This is a genomic window from Streptomyces sp. NRRL F-2664, from assembly GCF_000719345.1.
GTDB lineage: Bacteria > Actinomycetota > Actinomycetes > Streptomycetales > Streptomycetaceae > Streptomyces.
On the sequence record NZ_JOFX01000002.1, the window covers coordinates 56,461 to 74,911 of the forward strand.

At 74.1% G+C, this 18,451-nt stretch carries 16 protein-coding genes and 1 tRNA gene; 16 read left to right on the forward strand and 1 reads right to left on the reverse strand.

Features of this window, described 5'->3' with window-relative positions:
• Position 1: 1 nt before the first annotated feature.
• From IF89_RS0102530 to IF89_RS0102590, 13 genes are all read left to right on the forward strand, one after another.
• Positions 2-1,315, forward strand: coding sequence for an ROK family protein (locus tag IF89_RS0102530; protein ID WP_420706857.1), 1,314 nt, complete (start codon positions 2-4; stop codon positions 1,313-1,315).
• A gap of 474 nt (positions 1,316-1,789) precedes the next feature.
• Positions 1,790-2,590 carry a hypothetical protein gene (locus IF89_RS0102535; protein ID WP_051806732.1) on the forward strand — a complete coding sequence of 267 codons (801 nt, stop codon included), beginning with the start codon at positions 1,790-1,792 and terminating at the stop codon, positions 2,588-2,590.
• Positions 2,591-2,648: 58 nt separating this feature from the next.
• Positions 2,649-3,413, forward strand: coding sequence for a GntR family transcriptional regulator (locus IF89_RS0102540; protein WP_030760391.1), 765 nt, complete (start codon positions 2,649-2,651; stop codon positions 3,411-3,413).
• A gap of 148 nt (positions 3,414-3,561) precedes the next feature.
• Complete coding sequence (locus tag IF89_RS0102545; RefSeq protein ID WP_030760395.1) at positions 3,562-4,689, forward strand: TIGR03364 family FAD-dependent oxidoreductase; 1,128 nt, start codon at positions 3,562-3,564, stop codon at positions 4,687-4,689.
• A 5-nt stretch (positions 4,690-4,694) separates the two neighbouring features.
• Positions 4,695-5,447, forward strand: coding sequence for a phosphonatase-like hydrolase (locus IF89_RS0102550; RefSeq protein ID WP_078628051.1), 753 nt, complete (start codon positions 4,695-4,697; stop codon positions 5,445-5,447).
• Positions 5,444-6,493: an ABC transporter ATP-binding protein gene (locus IF89_RS0102555; protein WP_030760407.1), complete on the forward strand. Its 1,050-nt coding sequence runs from the start codon at positions 5,444-5,446 to the stop codon at positions 6,491-6,493. Before IF89_RS0102550 ends, IF89_RS0102555 begins: the two co-directional genes overlap by 4 nt.
• Before the next feature lie 196 nt (positions 6,494-6,689).
• Complete coding sequence (locus IF89_RS0102560; protein ID WP_420706858.1) at positions 6,690-7,505, forward strand: 2-aminoethylphosphonate ABC transporter permease subunit; 816 nt, start codon at positions 6,690-6,692, stop codon at positions 7,503-7,505.
• The gene (locus tag IF89_RS0102565; protein WP_030760413.1) at positions 7,492-8,289 is read left to right on the forward strand and encodes an ABC transporter permease; all 798 of its coding nucleotides are present in this window, start codon (positions 7,492-7,494) and stop codon (positions 8,287-8,289) included. Before IF89_RS0102560 ends, IF89_RS0102565 begins: the two co-directional genes overlap by 14 nt.
• 35 nt (positions 8,290-8,324) lie before the next feature.
• The gene (locus tag IF89_RS0102570) at positions 8,325-9,398 is read left to right on the forward strand and encodes a 2-aminoethylphosphonate ABC transporter substrate-binding protein (RefSeq protein ID WP_030760415.1); all 1,074 of its coding nucleotides are present in this window, start codon (positions 8,325-8,327) and stop codon (positions 9,396-9,398) included.
• A 131-nt stretch (positions 9,399-9,529) separates the two neighbouring features.
• Entirely contained in the window at positions 9,530-11,059 is a 1,530-nt protein-coding gene (locus IF89_RS0102575) for an alkaline phosphatase family protein (protein ID WP_030760418.1), read from the forward strand.
• A gap of 175 nt (positions 11,060-11,234) precedes the next feature.
• Entirely contained in the window at positions 11,235-12,014 is a 780-nt protein-coding gene (locus IF89_RS0102580) for an HAD-IIA family hydrolase (protein WP_030760422.1), read from the forward strand.
• A 131-nt stretch (positions 12,015-12,145) separates the two neighbouring features.
• The gene (locus IF89_RS0102585; protein WP_030760425.1) at positions 12,146-12,754 is read left to right on the forward strand and encodes a hypothetical protein; all 609 of its coding nucleotides are present in this window, start codon (positions 12,146-12,148) and stop codon (positions 12,752-12,754) included.
• Positions 12,755-12,769: 15 nt separating this feature from the next.
• Positions 12,770-13,450, forward strand: coding sequence for a class F sortase (locus tag IF89_RS0102590; protein ID WP_030760427.1), 681 nt, complete (start codon positions 12,770-12,772; stop codon positions 13,448-13,450).
• A 59-nt stretch (positions 13,451-13,509) separates the two neighbouring features.
• Here the strand turns inward: IF89_RS0102590 and IF89_RS0102595 are convergent.
• A tRNA-Lys gene (locus IF89_RS0102595) sits at positions 13,510-13,583 on the reverse strand.
• 215 nt (positions 13,584-13,798) lie between these two features.
• Between IF89_RS0102595 and IF89_RS0102600 the strand changes: the two genes are divergently transcribed.
• From IF89_RS0102600 to IF89_RS0102610, 3 genes are all read left to right on the forward strand, one after another.
• A complete protein-coding gene (locus IF89_RS0102600) occupies positions 13,799-15,145 on the forward strand; it encodes a peptidoglycan-binding protein (protein WP_030760429.1) in 1,347 nt (448 codons plus the stop codon).
• Between the two features lie 11 nt (positions 15,146-15,156).
• The gene (locus IF89_RS47430) at positions 15,157-17,637 is read left to right on the forward strand and encodes an SPFH domain-containing protein (RefSeq protein WP_234327643.1); all 2,481 of its coding nucleotides are present in this window, start codon (positions 15,157-15,159) and stop codon (positions 17,635-17,637) included.
• Positions 17,638-17,839: 202 nt separating this feature from the next.
• Complete coding sequence (locus tag IF89_RS0102610; protein WP_030760435.1) at positions 17,840-18,433, forward strand: lytic polysaccharide monooxygenase auxiliary activity family 9 protein; 594 nt, start codon at positions 17,840-17,842, stop codon at positions 18,431-18,433.
• Positions 18,434-18,451: the final 18 nt, after the last annotated feature.

Here is an 18,451-nt window from a genome sequence, read left to right on the forward strand (position 1 = left end):
TGTGAACAGGGCTAGCGGGAACCACAACGGCCACACCGGTCACGGGGATGCGCACGGTCGGCGCGGCGGGGTGAACCTGCCCGCGCTGCGCGGCCACAACGACGCCCTGGTCCTGGACCTGCTGCGCGGCGCCGGACCGGCGGGTCTGGGCCGTACGGAGCTCGCCGCCCGCACGGGCCTCACCCCCCAGGCCGTCAGCAAGATCACGGCGCGGCTCGGCGCGGACGGCCTGGTGGCGGAGGCCGGGCGGGCGGCGTCCACCGGCGGCAAGCCGCGCACCCTGCTGCGGCTGGTGCCCGACGTACGGTACGCCGTCGGCGTGCACCTGGACCGCGACGAGCTCAGGGCGGTACGGGTGGACCTGGCGGGCCGCGTCGTCGCCGAAGGCGGCGGCCCGCTGGACTTCGCGGCCGGACCGGAGATGGCGGTGGAGGCGGTCGTACGGGCCGTCGCGCGGGTCGGCGATCCGTCCGGGCCGCCGCTGCTGGGTGTCGGGGTGGCCGCGCCGGGGCCGCTGGACCACCGGGCCGGGGTGATGGGGCGGGTGACGGGCTTCCCGAGCTGGAAGGGCTTCCCGTTGCGGGGGGTGCTGGAGGGGCGGCTCGGCCTGCCGGTGCTCCTGGACAAGGACACCAATGCCGGTGCGGCGGCGGCTGCGGGGGCGTGGCTGCGGGCGCAGTGGTCGGACGCGGACGCGGATGCGGGTGCCGGTGCCGATGTGTACGCGGATGCGGGTGTGGATCGGGATCCGGATCCGTATCCGGGTGCCGAGGGGGGTGCGGGGGTCGTTGCGGGCGGCCGCGCGGGGCGTGGCGCCGTTCTGTATGCGGATGCGCAGGCCGGGCCGGGCGGGGACGTCTACGGCGGTGGGCCGTGGACCTGTGTGTACCTGCATGTCGGGACCGGGCTCGGGGCGGGACTGTGGCTGGGCGGCGGGGTCTACCGGGGTGCGCGGTCGGCGGCGGGGGAGTTCGGCCACCAGGTGCTGCTGCTGGACGGCCCGCCGTGCCGGTGCGGGGCGCGCGGGTGCGTGGAGGTGTTGTGCCTGGAGGCGGTGGCCCGGGGCGATCTGCCGGAGGCGGCGCGGATCGTGGGAGAGGCTGCGGCCAACCTGGTCGCGCTGCTGGATGTGGACCGTGTGCTGCTCGGTGGGCGCGTGGTGGCGGCGGCGCCGGACGTGTTCGTGGCCGGGGTAGGAGCCGTTCTCGCGGCCCGCGCGCTGGATCCGGCCCGGCCGGTGGTCGCCCTGGCGGGGGCGGGGGTGGCGGAGGGGGCGGCGGAGATGGCGCTGGCGCCGTTGTTCGGGCGGGGGTAGCCGTAACCCCAGGACAATCCGGCCTGCGCGCCGCTTCCACGGGCACAGCCCCCGAACCCCGCGCCTCAAACGCCGGCGGGCTGGAGTGGTGCGGGGCGAGGCTGGATCGGGGCGCGCATGGTGCGGCGGGGCCGGGTGCGTGGCGGGTGCGAGATCGGGGCTCCGCCCCGCACCCCGCGCCTCAAACGCCGGCGGGGCTGGAGTGGTGCGGGGCGGGGCTGGAGTGGTGCGCGGCCGGGCTGGAGTGGTGCGGGGCGGGGCCGGGGTGTGCGCGGCTGGGTTGGAGGTGTGGCGGGGCTGGAGTGGGGCTGGATCAGTGCCAGGGTTGACGTCTGGACCGTATGGGCGTAAACCGGGACGGTCCAGGCGTGGTGTGCAGAGGGTCTGCTGGGGGCGTGGGAGGGTGCAGGCAGGCCGGGGTGATTGTCACTTCGTCCGATCATCGTCCTGTCCGGCGAGCAGTGAAGGCCTTCCATGCGACTGCGCCGCAAAGCCCTTGCCCTCACCGTCTTCTTCGCCGCCGCCCTAGCCGCCACCGCCGTGTCCCCCGCCGGCGCGGACATCGGCACCGGCGGGGGTGCCCGCCCCGCGCCCGCTTTCCCCTCCCGCGTGCAGGCCACGTGCGGAGACGGCAAGAGTTCCGCCTTCCCCATCGGCGCACGTATCCGCGGTGGCCCGTCCGTGTACCGCACCGGTGGTGAGCCGCAGACCTGGTTCCTGGACCTGACCAACACCACGGACTCCGAGTGCACGGCCATCCATCCCGTCGTCGTCCTCACCGACAAGGCCCGTGCCCTGCGCCCCGCCCACCTGCGGATGGAGTTCGAGGCCCCGGCCGGCATCCTGCCCGCCGGACTGGAGCGCAGCGACCGGGACGAGATCATCGCCGTCTTCGACGGCGGGGAGGCCTTTCCCGGCTTCACCGTCGGCCCCGGGGGCACCCGCACCGTCAAGGTGAGTCTCGCCTTCGCCCCCGACGCGCCCACGGGTGAGGTCGTCGCCGACGCCGCCCTCGTCCAGCGCAAGGGCGACGACGGGGACTGGATCGGGGAGGCCGGCGGTTACCGGTTCTCCGTCGAGGAGTCCGACGATTCCTTCGAGGGCGGCTCCCTCGCCCACACCGGTCCCCGCGAGTGGACGTACGGTGCCGGTGCCGCGGCCGCCCTCCTCGCCGGGGGCGGTCTGCTGCTGGGCGCCCGCCGGCTGCGCACCGGCGGCCGTGCCCGCACCTCCACCCCCGCCGCTGCCACCCGTACCGGCGGACGAGCCTCCTGACACCGCCCGCGCCCGGAGTCCCGTACGGGGGTTCGGCCGCCCGGCATAGAGTCGCGTCGTGGACAAGAACCTCCAGGACCACCGCCCCGGCTCCCCCGTGCGCTCCGGCATCCCCGAGCACGGCCGCATTCCCAAGTACTACGCCGTCAGGGCGCGGGTCGCCGAACTCCTCGACGACCTCGGCGAGGGCGGGACGCTGCCCACCGAACGGGATCTGGCCGAGCGGTACGAGGTGTCCCGCGAGACCGTCCGGCAGGCCCTGCGCGAACTGCTCCTGGAGGGCCGCCTGCGCCGCTCCGGCCGCGGGACCGTCGTCGCCGGCCCCAAGCTGGAGCAGCCGCTCTCCCTCGCCAGCTACACCGAGGGCGTACGCCGCCAGGGCCGCCGCCCCGGCCGGCAGCTGATCGGACTGGAGCAGTTCCCCTGCCCGCCCGACCTCGCCCCCGGCATCGGGGCCGAGCCGGGCGAGCCCGTCTGGCACCTGGAACGGGTCCTGCTCGCGGACGACGAGCGCGTCGGCCTGGAGAGCACGTACGTCCGGGTGGCCCGGGCACCCCGCCTGGACATCGATTTCACGCCGGACTCCTCCTTCTACGGCTACCTGCGCGACAGCCTCGGCATCTCCTTCGGGGAGGCCGACGAGAAGCTGGAGACCGTGCTCGCCACACCCCGTGAGGCCCTGCTGATCGGCACGCCGCCGGCCCTGCCCATGCTGCTCATCCACCGCTTCTCGCGGGACCAGGACGGTCGGCCGCTGGAACGGGTGCGTTCGCTCTACCGTGGCGACCGGTTCAGTTTCACGGCCCGTCTCGCGGCCGAGTAGTCCAGCAGCAAACCACCCGGAACGACCGAAAAGGTGCGCATTGCAGTCACGGAAAGGTAACGGGTCTGGTCCAAACGTCGGGGGCTGTTCACCGACGAGTCGCCGCGCCGATCCTTCGGAGCCACGGTCCGCGCCCACCGTTGGCGGCGTGAGAGTCATAGTCGTCGGAGGCGGCGTGGTCGGCACCATGCACGCCTGGCAAGCAGTCGAACGCGGCCACCAGGTCGTCCAGATCGAGCGGGAGGCCGAGGCCCGCGGCGCGTCACTGCGCAATTTCGGCCAGATCTGGGTCAGCGGACGGGCCGGGGGAGAGGAGCTCGACACAGCCCTGCGGGCCCGCGAGCTGTGGGAGCGCATCGGCGCCGAGGTGCCCGGCGTGGGCTTCCGGGCGATCGGCTCCCTGACACCGGTCCGCACCGCCCGCGAGTACGCCGTCGCCGAGGCGGCCCTCGCCCGCCCGGACGCCGCGGCCCGCGGCTTCGAGCTGCTCGATGCCCAGCAGGCCCGTACGGTCAACCCGGCACTGCGCGGCGCCTTCGAGGCCGCCCTGTGGTGCGAGCGCGACGCGGCCGTCGAACCGCGCACCGCCCAACTGCACCTGCGCCAGGCCCTGACCACCCGGGCGGCCGGCCGCTACACCTTCCTCCCCGGCCGCGAGGTCCGCGAGGTCACCGGCCCCGGCGCCGTCCGCGACGACCACGGCGACGTCCACCGGGGCGACGCGGTGGTCCTCGCCACCGGAGCCTGGCTCTCCGGGCTGGTCCGCGAACTGGCCCCCGACCTGCCCGTGCGCCGGGTCCGCCTGCAGATGATGCAGACCGCCCCGCTCGGCGAGGCGCTCACCACCTCCGTCGCGGACGCCGACAGCTTCCGCTACTACCCCGCCTACCGGTCCGCCGCACTCGACGAACTGAACGCCGCACAGGCGCAGGCGGCCACCGCCGCCGCGCACAGGATGCAACTGCTGATGGTCCAGCGCCACGACGGCGCATTGACCATCGGTGACACCCACGCGTACGAGCACCCCTTCGCCTTCGACACGCTCGAAGATCCCTACGAGCACCTCACCGAGGTGGTCGAGTCCTTCCTGGGCCGCCCCCTGCCGAAGATCAGGCACCGCTGGGCGGGCGTGTACGCGCAGTGCACCGACACCTCCCGCGTCGTCCACCGCCAGCAGGTCGCCGACGGCGTCTGGCTGGTGACCGGGCCCGGTGGGCGCGGCATGACGTGCGCGCCCGCCATCGCCGAGACCACCGCGAACGAACTGGGCTGGTAAGTCTGATGACCGACACCACCAACACCCCCGACACCACCCACGGCCCCGGGTCCACCGGGACCCCCACCCCCACCGGCACCGGCCAGCTGGTCGTCCTCGACATGGCCGGCACCACCGTCGCCGACGGCGGCCTCGTCGAGCGCGCCTTCGAACGGGCCGCCGAGCACCTCGGCGTAGCGCCCGGAAGCCCCGACCACGCCGAGAAGCTCCAGTACGTGCTCGACACCATGGGCGAGTCCAAGATCTCCGTCTTCCGCCACCTCTTCGGTACGGAGGAGCTCGCCCGGCGCGCCAACGCGGCCTTCGAGGAGGCGTACGGAGAACTTGTCGACGCAGGGCTCGTCACCGCGGTCCCCGGCGCCCGCGCCGCGATCGAGAAGCTTCGCGCCGAGGGCCGGACGGTCGCCCTGACCACCGGCTTCGCCCGCGTCACCCAGGACGCCGTCCTCGACGCCCTCGGCTGGCAGGGCCTGGCCGACCTGACCCTCTGCCCCGCCGACGCGGGCGGCCGCGGCCGGCCCTGCCCCGACATGGTGCTGACCGCGTTCCTGCGCACCGGCGCCGTGGCCGACGTCCGCGACGTCGTCGTGGTCGGCGACACCGCCTACGACATGCTCAGCGGGCAGCGCGCCGGCGCCGGGACCGTGGCGGGCGTCCTCACCGGCGCGCACGACCGCGCGACACTGGTCCGCAACGGCGCGACCCACGTCCTGGACTCCGTCGCCGCGCTCCCCGACCTCCTCCTGGAGTCGGCGTGAGCGGCATCCGCTTCGACGGGGTCAGCGTGGCCTACGACGGCAGCACCGTCCTGGACCGCCTGGACCTCACCGTCGAACCGGGCGAGGTGATGGCACTCCTCGGCCCCTCCGGCTCGGGCAAGACCACCGCCCTGCGCGCCGTCGCCGGCTTCGTACGGCCCGTCGCGGGCCGGGTCCTCATCGGCGGCCGGGACGTCACCGCGCTCCCGCCGCACAAGCGCGGCATCGGCATGGTCGTGCAGCAGTACGCGCTCTTCCCGCACATGCGGGTCGAGGACAACGTCGCCTTCGGCCTCAAGGCCCAGAAGGCACCGAAGGCCGGCATACCCGGCCGGGTGATCGAGGCCCTGGAGCTGACGGGCATGGCCGCCTACGCCCGGCGCTACCCGCGCGAGCTGTCCGGCGGCCAGCAGCAGCGCGTCGCCATCGCCCGCGCCCTCGCCATCCGCCCCGGTGTGCTCCTGCTGGACGAGCCGCTCTCCGCCCTCGACGCGCAGCTGCGCTCCGGGATGCTCGCCGAACTGGCCCGGCTGCACCGCGAACTGCCCGACGTGTCCATCCTGTACGTCACCCACGACCAGGTGGAGGCGCTCACGCTCGCCGACCGGATCGCCGTCATGGACCGGGCCCGACTCCAGGACTGCGGCACTCCGCAGGAGCTGTACCGGGCTCCGCGCACCGAGTTCACCGCGTCCTTCGTCGGCAACGCCAACCTGCTGCCCGTCACGGTGGCCGAGAGCGGCGCGGTCTTCGAGGGCCGCACGCTGGCGCTCGACCGCGGGAGGGCGGCGCCGGGCTCCACCGCGACCCTGTGCGTACGCCCGCACCTGCTCGGCCTCGGCGCCGGCCCGAACGCGCTGAGCGGCACCATCGCCGAAGTGCAGTGGCGGGGCTCGACGCACCGCCTGTACGTCGATGTCGCCGGCCACCGGGTGAAGGCGGACCTCCCCGAGCTGCGGGAGACGCCCGCGCTGGGGGACCGGGTCACGCTGCACTTCGAGCCGCGGGACGCGGTTCTGCTCGCTGCGGGGGTGGCCCGTGCCTGACGCCTCGCGGCGAGCCCTGCCGCCCCTCCCGCCGGAGGATCGGGGCTCCGCCCCGGGCCCCGCGCCTCAAGCGCCGGCGGGGCTGCATGATCGGGGCTCCGCCCCGGGCCCCGCGCCTCAAACGCCGGCGGGGCTGGGAGGGCGGGGCTCCGGCCCGGGGGTGGTGGGTGTCGGCGGGGGGTGGAAGGGATGGGTGGTGCCGCGCAGCGTATGGGCGCTGCCGCCCGTCGCCGTGCTCGCGGTGCTGTTCCTCCATCCGCTCGCGCTCGTCGTGCAGCAGTCCCTCACCCCCGACGGTGGCGGCGGCCCCTTCGACGCCTACGCCCGGGTCTTCGCGTCGCCCGCCTTCCTCGACGCCCTGGGGACCACCGTCCTGCTGGCCGTGGGCGCCACCGCCGGCTGCCTGCTCCTCGGGTTCACGCTCGCACTGATCATCGCCTTCGTGCCCTTCCCCGGGGCCCGGGCCGTCGCGAAGTCCATCGACGTCTTCCTCTCCTTCCCCTCCTTCCTCATCACCCTCGCCCTCCTCTTCGTCTACGGCACCGTCGGTATGGCCAACGGCCTCGTCACCGAGCTCACCGGCGCCGCCGAAGGGCCCTTCCGCTTCCTGGCCACCCCCTGGGGCGTCCTGCTCGCGGAGATCACCTACTTCACGCCCTTTGTGATCCGCCCCCTCCTCGCCGCCTTCTCCCTACTGGACTCCGCCCAGCTGGAGGTCGCCGCGGGCCTCGGCGCCCGCCCCGCCCGCATCGTCCGGCAGGTGATCCTGCCCGAGGCGCTCCCCGCCCTCGGCGCCGGCGGCAGCCTCGTCCTCGTCATGTGCCTCAACGAGTTCGGGATCGTCCTGTTCACCGGGGCCAAGGACGTCACGACCCTGCCGATGCTGATCTACGGCAAGGCCATCCTCGAATCCGACTATCCGGCCGCCTGCGTGGTCGCCGTCGTCAACATCGCGATCTCCGTCGGCCTGTTCGGCCTCTACCGGGTGGTGAGCAGACGTGCTGGTGCATAGCAAGGCCGGCCGCTGGGCGGCATGGTGCCTCTTCGGCCTCCTCTTCCTGCCCCTCTTCGCCCTTCCCCTGCTCGTCGTGGTCGCGGCGTCCTTCGCGACCCACTGGTCCGGCGCCCTCCCCTCCGGCCCGACCACCGCGAACTACGCGGCCGCCGTACGCGGCGAATCCCTCCAGGCGCTCACCACCAGCCTGGTCACCGCCGTCACCGCGAGCCTCCTCGCGCTCACCCTCGGCACCTGGGCCGCGCTGGCCGGCGCCGCACTGCGCCGACGCGGCAGACGCCTGCTCGACGCGCTGTTCGTGCTGCCCGTCGCCGTGCCGTCCGTGGTGGTCGGCCTCGCCGTGCTCGTCGCGTTCAGCCGCCCGCCCGTCCTGCTCAACGGCACCGGCTCCATCGTCGTCCTCGCACACACCGTCCTCGTCACCGCGTTCGCCCACCAGTCGGTCTCGGCGGCGATCGTCCGCCTCGACCCCGCCTACGAGCAGGCGGCCGCCTCCCTGGGCGCCCGCCCCGCGTACGTCCTGTGGCGGGTCCGGCTGCCCCTGCTGCTGCCGTCCCTCACGGCCGCGGCCGGCCTCTGCTTCGCCCTGTCCATGGGCGAGCTGAGCGCCACGATGATGCTCTACCCGCCGGACTGGATGCCCCTGCCGGTCCGCGTCTTCACCGCCACCGACCGCGGTTCGCTCTTCAGCGGCTCCGCCGTCGCCGTGGTCCTGATGGCCGCCACCCTGCTGGTGCTGCTGGCCGTCTCCCGCGTCCGCACCAGGGCCTCGTACCGCTGATACCCGCCGACCCCCCTTCCCCGTAAGGAAGTTCCATGCCCAGAACGCTCGTCCTGCGCACCGCCGGCGCCGTCACCGGCAGCCTCGCCCTCACCGTCTCCCTGACCGCCTGCGGCGGCTCCTCCGCGGCGGACTCCAGGGCCGCCGAGAAGGTCGTCACCGTCTACAGCGCGGACGGCCTCAAGGGCGAGAAGGGCGACGGCTGGTACGACCGGGTCTTCGCCGACTTCACCAGGAAGACCGGCATCGAGGTCAAGTACGTCGAAGGCGGCTCCGGCGAGATGGTGCAGCGCGCCGTCCGCGAGAGGACCAACACCCAGGCGGACGTACTGATCACCCTGCCGCCCTTCATCCAGCAGGCCGACGGCAAGGGGCTGCTCCAGTCCTATGTCCCCCGGGGCGCCGACCAGGTCAACGGCGCGGACAAGTCCACCGAGGGGAAGTGGACCTCGGTCGTCAACAACTACTTCGGCTTCGTCCACAACAAGAAGGAGCTTCCCGAGGCCCCCAGGACCTGGGAGGAGCTCCTGGACGCCCGCTACAAGGGCAGGCTCCAGTACTCCACCCCCGGTGTCGCGGGCGACGGCACCGCCGTCCTCATCAAGGCCATGCACGACTTCGGCGGCAAGGAGCCGGCGATGGACTACCTGAAGAAGCTCCAGGCCAACAACGTCGGCCCGTCCTCCTCCACCAGCAAGCTCGCGCCGAAGACCGACAAGGGCGAGCTGCTCGTCGCCAACGGCGACGTCCAGATGAACTTCGCGCAGTCCAAGTCCATGCCGAACCTGGGCATCTGGTTCCCCGCGAGACAAGGCGGCAGGCCCACCACCTTCGCCCTGCCCTACGCGGCGGGCCTGGTCGACAAGGCCCCGCACGCCGAGAACGGCAGGAAGCTCCTCGACCACCTGCTCGGCGAAGAGGCGCAGAGGCTGGTCAGTGAGGTGGGCGGCGGCTTCCCGGCCCGTACGGACGTCAAGCCCACCGACGCCAACGCCGTCGAACTCACCAGGCTCATGAGCGGAGTGGAGGTCTTCGAGCCGGACTGGGCCGACATCGACAAGAACTTCACCGCGTACGTCGACGCGTGGAAGTCGGCCACCGGAAGCTGACCGGTCGCTTCCCGGTCACCCGGGACCGGCAGAGTCTTCCCTGCATAACGGGTCTGGACCGAGGACCGCACCCTCGGTCCGGGCCCGGCGCATGTCCCCAGCGCCTTCCACGACCACTCCCGGAGGAGTTCGTGTCCCCAGCCGTTCCCGTCGGACGCACCCCCGTCGGACGCACCCTCGCCGTGGCCGCCACCGCCACCGCCCTGCTCGCCACCGCCCTCGGCACCCACCTCGCGACCGCCGCCGCCCTCACCGGCAAGGTCCTCGTCATCGGTGTCGACGGTGCGGTCCTCGACCGCGTCCGAGCCGCCGACGCCCCCCACCTGAAGGGCCTGATGGCCCAGGGGCTGACCGCCCGCAGCACCCTGTACGCGAGCCCGATGGCCGCCACCTCCTCGGGCCCCGGCTGGTCCACCGTCGCGACCGGGGTCTGGCCCGACCGGCACGGGGTGAAGGACAACTCCTTCATTGGCAAGAACTACGCCGCCCACCCCGACTTCCTCACCCGGATCGAGAACGCCCGGCCGACGCTCAACACCTACGCGGCCGCCGACTGGGAGCCCATCACCTCCACCGACCAGAACGGACCGATCTTCTCCGCCAAGGTCGACAAGCGCCTCTCCCTCAAGGGCGACCGCGACGGCTACCGCAACGAGGACCCGAAGATCGCCGCCGCGGCCGCAGCCGAACTGCGCGACCGGAACCCGGATGCCGCCTTCGTCTACCTCGGCGAGATCGACGCCGCCGGGCACTCCCACGGTGCCGCCAGTCAGCAGTACCTCGACGCCGTCGGCCGGGTCGACGCCCTGGTCGGGCAGCTCCTCACCGCGGTGCGGAACCGCCCGACGTACGGCCAGGAGAACTGGAAGATCCTGGTCACCACCGACCACGGCCACGTCCCCTCCGGCGGCCACGGGGGCTCGACCCTCGCCGAGCGGAGCACCTTCGTGATCGCCAAGGGCGCTGGAATCCCGGCCGGTTCGGTCCGCGACGACGTCAAGCTGTCCGACGTGGCCGCGACCGTCCTCGCCCAGGTCGGCGTCAGCACCGCCGGCCTCGACGGAGTCCCGCTCGGCGCCCCGGACGCCGACCCGTTCGACACCGTACGCCCCGCCCTGCGGGGCCGCGTGGACGAGACGGGCATCCCGGCCGATGTGAAGGGCTTCACGCACACCCCGCCGGCCGGCTGGTCCGTCGACAACTCCCGGATGGGCACGGGTGGCGTCACCGAATGGGCCGGGTGGGCCTTCGCGACCGACGAGTTCTGGACCCAGTCGCAGCGCGACCAGTGGCGCGAGCTGAACGTGCGCTCCCGTGACGTCTTCGCCGTCGCCGACTCCGACGAGTGGGACGACAAGGCCCACACCGGCACCTTCGACTCCACCCTCGTCACCCCCAAGTGGCCGGTCACGGGCGGCAGTACCCGCACCCTCGCCTTCCGTACGCACTACCGCCACGAGGCCGGCCAGACCGCCCAGGTCCTCGTCTCCTACAACGGCGCCGCCCCGGCGGTGGTGAAGACCTACACCGCCGACGCCCTGGCCAAGGCGGAGTCCCTGAACCTCCAGGTCCCGGCCGGCGCCACCGACGTCCAGGTCCGCTTCCGCTACAGCGGCGACAACAACTGGTTCTGGACCGTCGACGACGTCCGTCTGGGCTGACCCGCCCCGGCCCCGCCCCGGCCGCCCGCCCCATCGGCCGGGCGGTGCCAGGGCGCCCCGGAGTCCGGGCCGTGGACGTCCCTCCCGTCCACGGCCCGGCCCGGATAGGGTGGAGAAACAGGTGGTACAGACCAGAAGTCGGGGTCGCAGGCACGCGAGAGCGGAGAGCAGTCCAGTGGCAGAGCGCAAGCCGATCGAATCGTGGCTCACCGACATGGACGGGGTCCTCATCCACGAGGGCACCCCGATCCCGGGCGCGGATGCCTTCATCAAGCGGCTGCGCGAGTCCGGCAAGCCCTTCCTGGTGCTCACCAACAACTCCATCTACACCCCCCGGGACCTCCAGGCCCGGCTGTCCCGCATGGGACTGGCCGTCCCCGTCGAGAACATCTGGACCTCCGCCCTGGCCACGGCGAAGTTCCTGGACGACCAGCGCCCGGGCGGCACGGCGTACGTCATCGGCGAGGCCGGCCTGACGACCGCCCTGCACGACATCGGCTACGTCCTCACGGACCACGAGCCCGACTACGTGGTCCTGGGCGAGACCCGCACCTACAGTTTCGAGGCGATGACGAAGGCGGTCCGCCTGATCAACGCGGGCGCCCGCTTCATCTGCACCAACCCCGACGAGACCGGCCCCTCCACCGAGGGCCCGCTCCCGGCCACCGGCGCCGTCGCCGCGCTGATCACCAAGGCGACCGGCAAGCAGCCGTACTTCGCGGGCAAGCCGAACCCGCTGATGATGCGCACCGGGCTCAACGCCATCGGCGCGCACTCCGAGACCAGCGCGATGATCGGCGACCGGATGGACACCGACGTGCTGGCCGGTCTGGAGGCGGGCATGCAGACCTTCCTCGTCCTGACCGGCCTGACGACCGAGCAGGACACCGAGAGGTTCCCGTACCGCCCGACCAAGACGGTCGCCTCGATCGCGGACCTGGTCGACCTGGTCTGACGGGCCTCGGTCGGCGGGCCCCGCGGCCGTCCGCGCGTACTGCGTTCGGGGCGTACGGCTGACACGTACGGCGCCGCTCCGGATGCGCGGCGGCGTGCCGCGCGTGAATCTCCTTGTCGAGGAGGTTCACCATGCGCAGTGTTCCGATCGCTGTCCGCACCGCGACCGTCGCCGCCGTCCTGGCGGCCTGCTCCGCGGTGGCCGCGCCGACCGCCCTCGCGGGCGAGGAGGACCGCGGCGGCCGCGGCAGCATCACCGTCGACCCGAGCCCGGCCCACCCCGGGGCGCAGGTCAAGCTGCGCGTCCACGGGTGCGAGGGCAGCCGCGGAATGGCCAAGTCCGCCGTCTTCGTGGCGGACGCAGCCCTCTACGGGCGGGACGGCGGGCGCCACAGCCCGCTCCACGGTGACGCGATGATCAGTTCGCACGCCTCGCCCGGCCGGCACGCCGTCCGGGTGTACTGCGACGGCGACGAGAAGTTCACCGGTTCCGTCCAGGTGTCCGCCTACCGGCACCCCTCCCACCACGCCTCCCCGATCTGGCCGGTCCACGCCGGCGGCGGCGGTATGGCGGACCGGCCCGCACAGGCCCCCGGCCTGGTCACCGCGGCGAAGAAGGAGCACGACGGCGGCGGCCCCGGCATGCCGCACACGCTGGTCGGCGCGGTGCTCGCCGCGGTGGCCACGCTGGCGGTCGCGGGCCGGGCGCTGACGCTGCGCCGCCGCCGCAGCGGTGAGTGAGGGGACGGGTGCCGCGTGAGCGAGTGGCGGACGGACGACGAGGCCGCCAGGGCCTCCGCCGGCGGTCGGCTGCTGACCTTCGCGGCCTGGTCGGTGTTGGTGCTGGGCCTGTGGCTGTGGGGTCGTGAGCTGACGGTGGCGCCGGCCGCGTCCCCCGGTCGGGCCGGCGGGACGGTGGGCGCGGGCCTTCCGGCCGCGCACGCCCCCCTCGCCGCGTCCCCGCCGCAGCGTGTCGACGTGCCGTCCATAGGCGTCCAGGCCCCGGTGGTCCCGCGGGGCCTGGACAAGGACGGCGCGATCGATCCGCCGCCGTACGACAGCCCGGGCACGGTGGGCTGGTGGGGGCAGGGCGTCCAGCCGGGCGCGGCGGGGACGGCGCTGATGGTGGGGCACGTGGACACGCGCTCCAAGCCGGCGGTCTTCTACGGTCTGAGTTCCGCCCAGCCGGGTGACGCCGTGCGGGTGGTCCGGGCGGACGGTTCGGTCGCCGAGTTCACGATCGAGGACGTACGGGTCTACGAGCGCACGGCCTTCGACGCGCACGAGGCGTACGGTCCGCGGGTCGCGGGCCGCGCGGAACTGCGGCTCGTGACCTGCGGGGGAACGTACGACAAGGCGGCCAAGGCGTACACGGCGAACGTGGTGGTCTCCGCCTACCTGACGGGCGTCGGAGTCCGCCCCGGCACGGCGGCGTGACACCCGGCGCAACGAAGAAGCCCCTCACAGCTTTCACTGTGAGGGGCTTCCTCCGTCTGTGCGCCGCCAGGGACTCGAACCCCGGACCCGCTGATTAAGAGTCAGCTGCTCTAACCAACTGAGCTAGCGGCGCTTGCTGACAGGGAAAACTCTACCCCACCTGTGTGGGTGCTCGTGACCAGCCACGCCCGCCTTGTCCGATTAACCCATGTTTGAGCGGTTTATCGTGCACGATATGTCTGCGCCGACCGCATCTGATGCTTTATCAGGTGCGGCCCCGGTCGACCACCGGAACAGCAGGGGAGTGGACGGAACCGCATGACGATGCAGCCCCCGACGCGTGAGCAGATGCCGATGCCCGCCTTCGAGGAGTACGAGCCCGCGGGCGACTGCGCGTGCCGGGGATGCGCCGAGCGCCGGCGCGCCCTCGCCCGGGCCCGCGCCATACCGCTCCGGGACGGGGGGCACCCCGCGGCGCGCGGCGCCCGGCGGGCGCTGGTCCTCGCCACCGCCGCCGGTGTGGTCCTCGGCGGTGGCGGCGCCACCGCGGTCGCCCTGACCGCACCGGCCACCGGGCCGGTCGCCCTCGACGACCCCGGCAGCCCGCAGGGCGGGCGGACCCCGCTGCACGGCCCGAAGGGCAAGCAGGGCAGCCCCGGGGCCCCCGGCCGGCCCGGCGCCGTGAAGCGGATCGACCGGACGACGATCATCAACCGGGCGAAGCTGTGGCTGGACGCGCAGGTCCCGTACAGCATGTCCGCCTACTGGACGGACGGATACCGGCAGGACTGCTCCGGCTACGTCTCCATGGCCTGGAACCTCGGCTCGAACGAGTGGACCGGCAGCCTCGACAAGTTCGCCACCAGGATCACCAAGGACGAGCTGCTGCCCGGCGACATGCTGCTCTTCCACAACCCGGCCGACCCCACCAACGGCTCGCACGTGGTCCTCTTCGGCGGCTGGGTCGACCGCACGCGCACGCACTACGTCGCCTACGAGCAGACGCGGCCCACGACGCGGAAGCTGGCCACGCCCTACGGGTACTGGGCCAACGCGGCGAAGTACGTCCCCTACCGGTTCAACGGTGTGGCGGGCGGCGTCGTCCCGGAGGCCCCGGGAACCGTCCCCGCACCGCCGGCGGGACCGAAGCCGGGCGACGCCGCGAAGACCTTCCCCGGTGCGGACAAGTTCGCCCCGGGCGCGACCAACGACCACGTCGCCCAGCTGGGCCGGATGCTGATCGAGCGCGGGGCGTACCGCTTCTACCCCAAGGGGGTCGCCGACCGGACGTGGAGCGACCACGACCGGCTGGCCACCCAGGCCTTCCAGCGGGCCCAGGGCTGGACGGGCGCCGACGCCGACGGCGTCCCCGGCGCGCACACCTGGCGCCTGCTCGTCGACAAGCAGGGCAGGAACATCCCGCCGACGGTGGGCGGGGCGCCCGGGCCGGGCGGCGTACGGGCCTGGCCCGGGGCGTCGGTGTTCCGCCCGGGCCAGTCCCACCCGGCCGTCGAGGCCCTCGGCCGGCAGCTGGTGAAGAAGGGCTTCGGCAAGCACTACACATCGGGCCCGGGCGCCCGCTGGGGCGAGGCGGACCGCCGCAACGTCGAGGCCTTCCAGCGCGCGCAGGGCTGGCGGGGCGCCGCGGCCAACGGCTACCCGGGCCCGGAAACCTGGCGCCGGCTGTTCGCATGACGGAGGTAACGATGTACCCCACGCGCACCACGACGACGACGGGCACCCTCCGCGTCCCGGCCGCCCCCGCACCCGCCCCGACCACCTTCGGCTGGGCCACCACGACCCCCACCCTCTCCCTCCGCCTCCCACCCCCGCCGGACCCCACCACCCCGGCGCCGACCGGCGGGGCGCTGCCGGGGGCGAGTGCTCCGCAGTTCGCCCCCGCCGACGCCGCCCGTTCCGGTCGAGCTCTGCCCGGGGTGGCGGCCCCGGAGCCGGCTGCCGCTGCCGCGCCCGCCGTGAGGGCGTCGACGGATCGGGATGCGTCTTCGGCGGGAGCCCCGGAGGCCGCCCCGGCCTCGGTTCTGCGTGCCGTCCCGGCACCCGCCGGGGAGGTTGCGCCCCTCGCGGCAGACCGGTGCGCCGCGCCGCAGGACGAGGCCGGGGCCGGTGCCGAGCTGGACGTCCCGGCCTGGTGCGGCCCGGCAGCGGCACCTGGGCCGCGCGCCGCGTCCGCTTCGACGGGCCGGGCCGGCTCCCGTGCCGGTGCCCCCGAGGTTCCGGCCTCCGTGCCGGACGCCTCGCCGGCGCCCGCCGGGGAGCGTGCGCCGCTCGCGGGAGACCTGCGCGCTGCGCCGCAGGCGCCGGGCCGGGAGGTCGTGCCGTCGTCTGCGGCGGGGCCGGTGGACGGGGCCGAACGGGTCGCCGCCTCCGCGCCCCCCGCCGCCTCGACCCCGGCCGGGGCGGCTTCGCCCTCCGTGGAGGGTCGCCGCGCCGCGCCGCAGGCGCCGGACGGGGCCGGTGCCGAGTTGGACGTCCCGGCCTGGTGCGGCCCGGCAGCGCGCGGCGCATCCGCGTCGACCGGTCGGGTTCCGTCCCGTGCGGGGGCCCCTGCCCGCACGCCGGACGCCGTTCCCTCCCCGGCCGGGTCGCGCGCCGCATCCCCGGCCGGGAATGCGGACGGCGTCGCAGGAGGGTCGCAGGGGGCCGAGGCCGGGCCCGGCCTCGGCCCGGCGCCCGTGGCGGAGCCGGTCGAGGGCGAGGCACGCGCGGGTGCCGCCGCGGTGCAGCCCCGGCGGCCCGTTCCGCCCGGCCCGTATGCCGCGCCGGCTGCGCCGGCGCAGGACGCGCCCGCCGTGGTCCCGGCGCCGGCCGGTGAGGTTCCGGCGCCGGGCCGGGCGGCGGAGCGGGAACTGAGGCCGGCGGGATACGGCACCGGCGCGCCGGCCGCGCCCGTACCGCACGGTGTCGAGCCGACGGTGCCCGCTGCCCGGGAGCAGTCCGAGTGCGAGTCCGACTCCGGGACCGGCGGTCCGGACCTCCCGAACTCCGGCGTGCCCGGCCCCGGGGTGGCCGACATCGTCGCCCTGGCGGTGGCACGCGGCATGGGCACGGCGGAGGAGGACGACGACACGCTGGACCTGCCGAAGGTCACCGCCCCGCACCGCGGCACCGCCGTCACCGAGGTGCCCGTGCACTTCCCGTTCCACGCCGACGCGCCCGCCCCGGCCCCGGCTGCGACTTCGGCCCGGATCCACACCAAGGCCACCGCCCCGGCCGACGGCCTCCCCGCCCGGCCCCGCCGGGCAGCCGCCCCCGGCCGCCGGGTGCCCCGCGGCGACGACCGGTTGCGCGAGCACCGCGGCCCCGTGCTGCCCGGCTGGGTCGGCGTCGCCGTCGGAGGCCTCGCCCTCGCCGGCTGCACCGCCGTGCTCTGGCGGGCCGGCGTCGTCCCCGCCCCCCTCCTCGCCGCCTTCGGCGCGGCCCCCCGCGCCTACCGCGGCCTGCACGCCGTGCACTGGCCACCGCTCGCCTTCCTCGGCATCGTCGCCCTCGTGGCGCTCGGCGGTCTCGGCCGGGCCCGGGCCGGCCACGCGTGGGTGCTCACCCTCTTCGGCCGCTACCGGGGCACCGTCCGCCGTACCGGCCTGACCTGGGTCAGCCCGCTCCTGCTGCGCCGCCGGGTCGACGTACGCCTGCGCCACTGGCGCAGCGACCCGATGCCCGCCGTCGACTCCGGCGGCCTCGCCCTCCAGGTGGTCGTCCAGGTGGTCTGGCAGGTCAAGGACACCGCCCGGGCCACGCTCGCCGTCGCGGACCACACCGAGTACCTCGCCGAGCAGGTCGAGTCGGCCATGGCCCGGGTCCTGTCCCAGCTCCCCGCGGACGCCTTCCACGAGGACGCGCCGAGCCTGCGCGACGCCGAGGCCGTCGGCGACGCGCTGACCCGGATGCTGGCTGCCGAGACCGAGGCGGTCGGGATCGACGTGTTCTCGGCCCAGCCGACGCGCATCGAGTACGCACCCGAGGTGGCCGAGGCCATGCGCCGCCGCCGGGTCGCCGCGATCGACGCCAAGCACCGGGACGCCGTGCTGACCTCGGTGGTGGACGCCGTGGACGACACCGTGCACCGCCTGACCTCCCGCGGTCTCGTCGAACTCGACGACTACGAGCGCAAGGCCCTGGTGAAGGACCTCACGGTCGCCTTCTGCACGGGGCGCACCGAGTAGGCGGGCACATCGGACACGCACCGCAACGGGAACGGGTGGCCGGAAGCGACCGGACCACCCGTTCCCCCATTGGTATGGACATGGCCAACTCCCGTCCATAGTCTGGAACTTGGTCTAGACCTGAATGACCCGCCCTCCCCAACTCGCGCGCGCTCTAGCCGAACTCCCCCCACGTTCAAGGAGCATCATGCGTCCCATTCGCATGCCCGGAAGGGCCGGTGTCGCCGCCCTCGGCCTCGGCCTCGTCGCCGGCGTCACCCTCATCGGCGCCCCCACCGCCAGTAGTCACGGCTACACCGACACCCCCATCAGCCGCCAGAAGCTCTGCGCCAACAGGGCTGTCTCCGACTGCGGCGCGATCCAGTGGGAGCCGCAGAGTGTCGAGGGCTTCAAGGGCTTCCCGGCCGCCGGCCCTGCCGACGGCCGGATATGCTCCGGCGGCCTCCCGCAGTTCGCCGAGCTCGACAACCCGCGCGGCGGCGCCTGGCCCACCACCAAGGTCACCAGCGGGCAGAGCTACGCCTTCCGGTGGCAGTTCACGGCCAACCACTCCACCACCGACTTCAAGTACTACGTCACCAAGAACGGCTGGACCGGTACCAAAGCCCTCACCCGCGCCGACCTCGAACCCCAGCCCTTCCTCACCGTCGCCTACAACGGCGCCCGCCCCGCCATGACCACCGTCCACCAGGGCGCCATGCCGAGCGGCAGGACCGGCCGGCACCTGATCCTGGCGGTCTGGACCGTGAACGACACCCCGATGGCCTTCTACGCCTGCTCGGACGTTCAGTTCTGACGACACGTCAGCTACCCT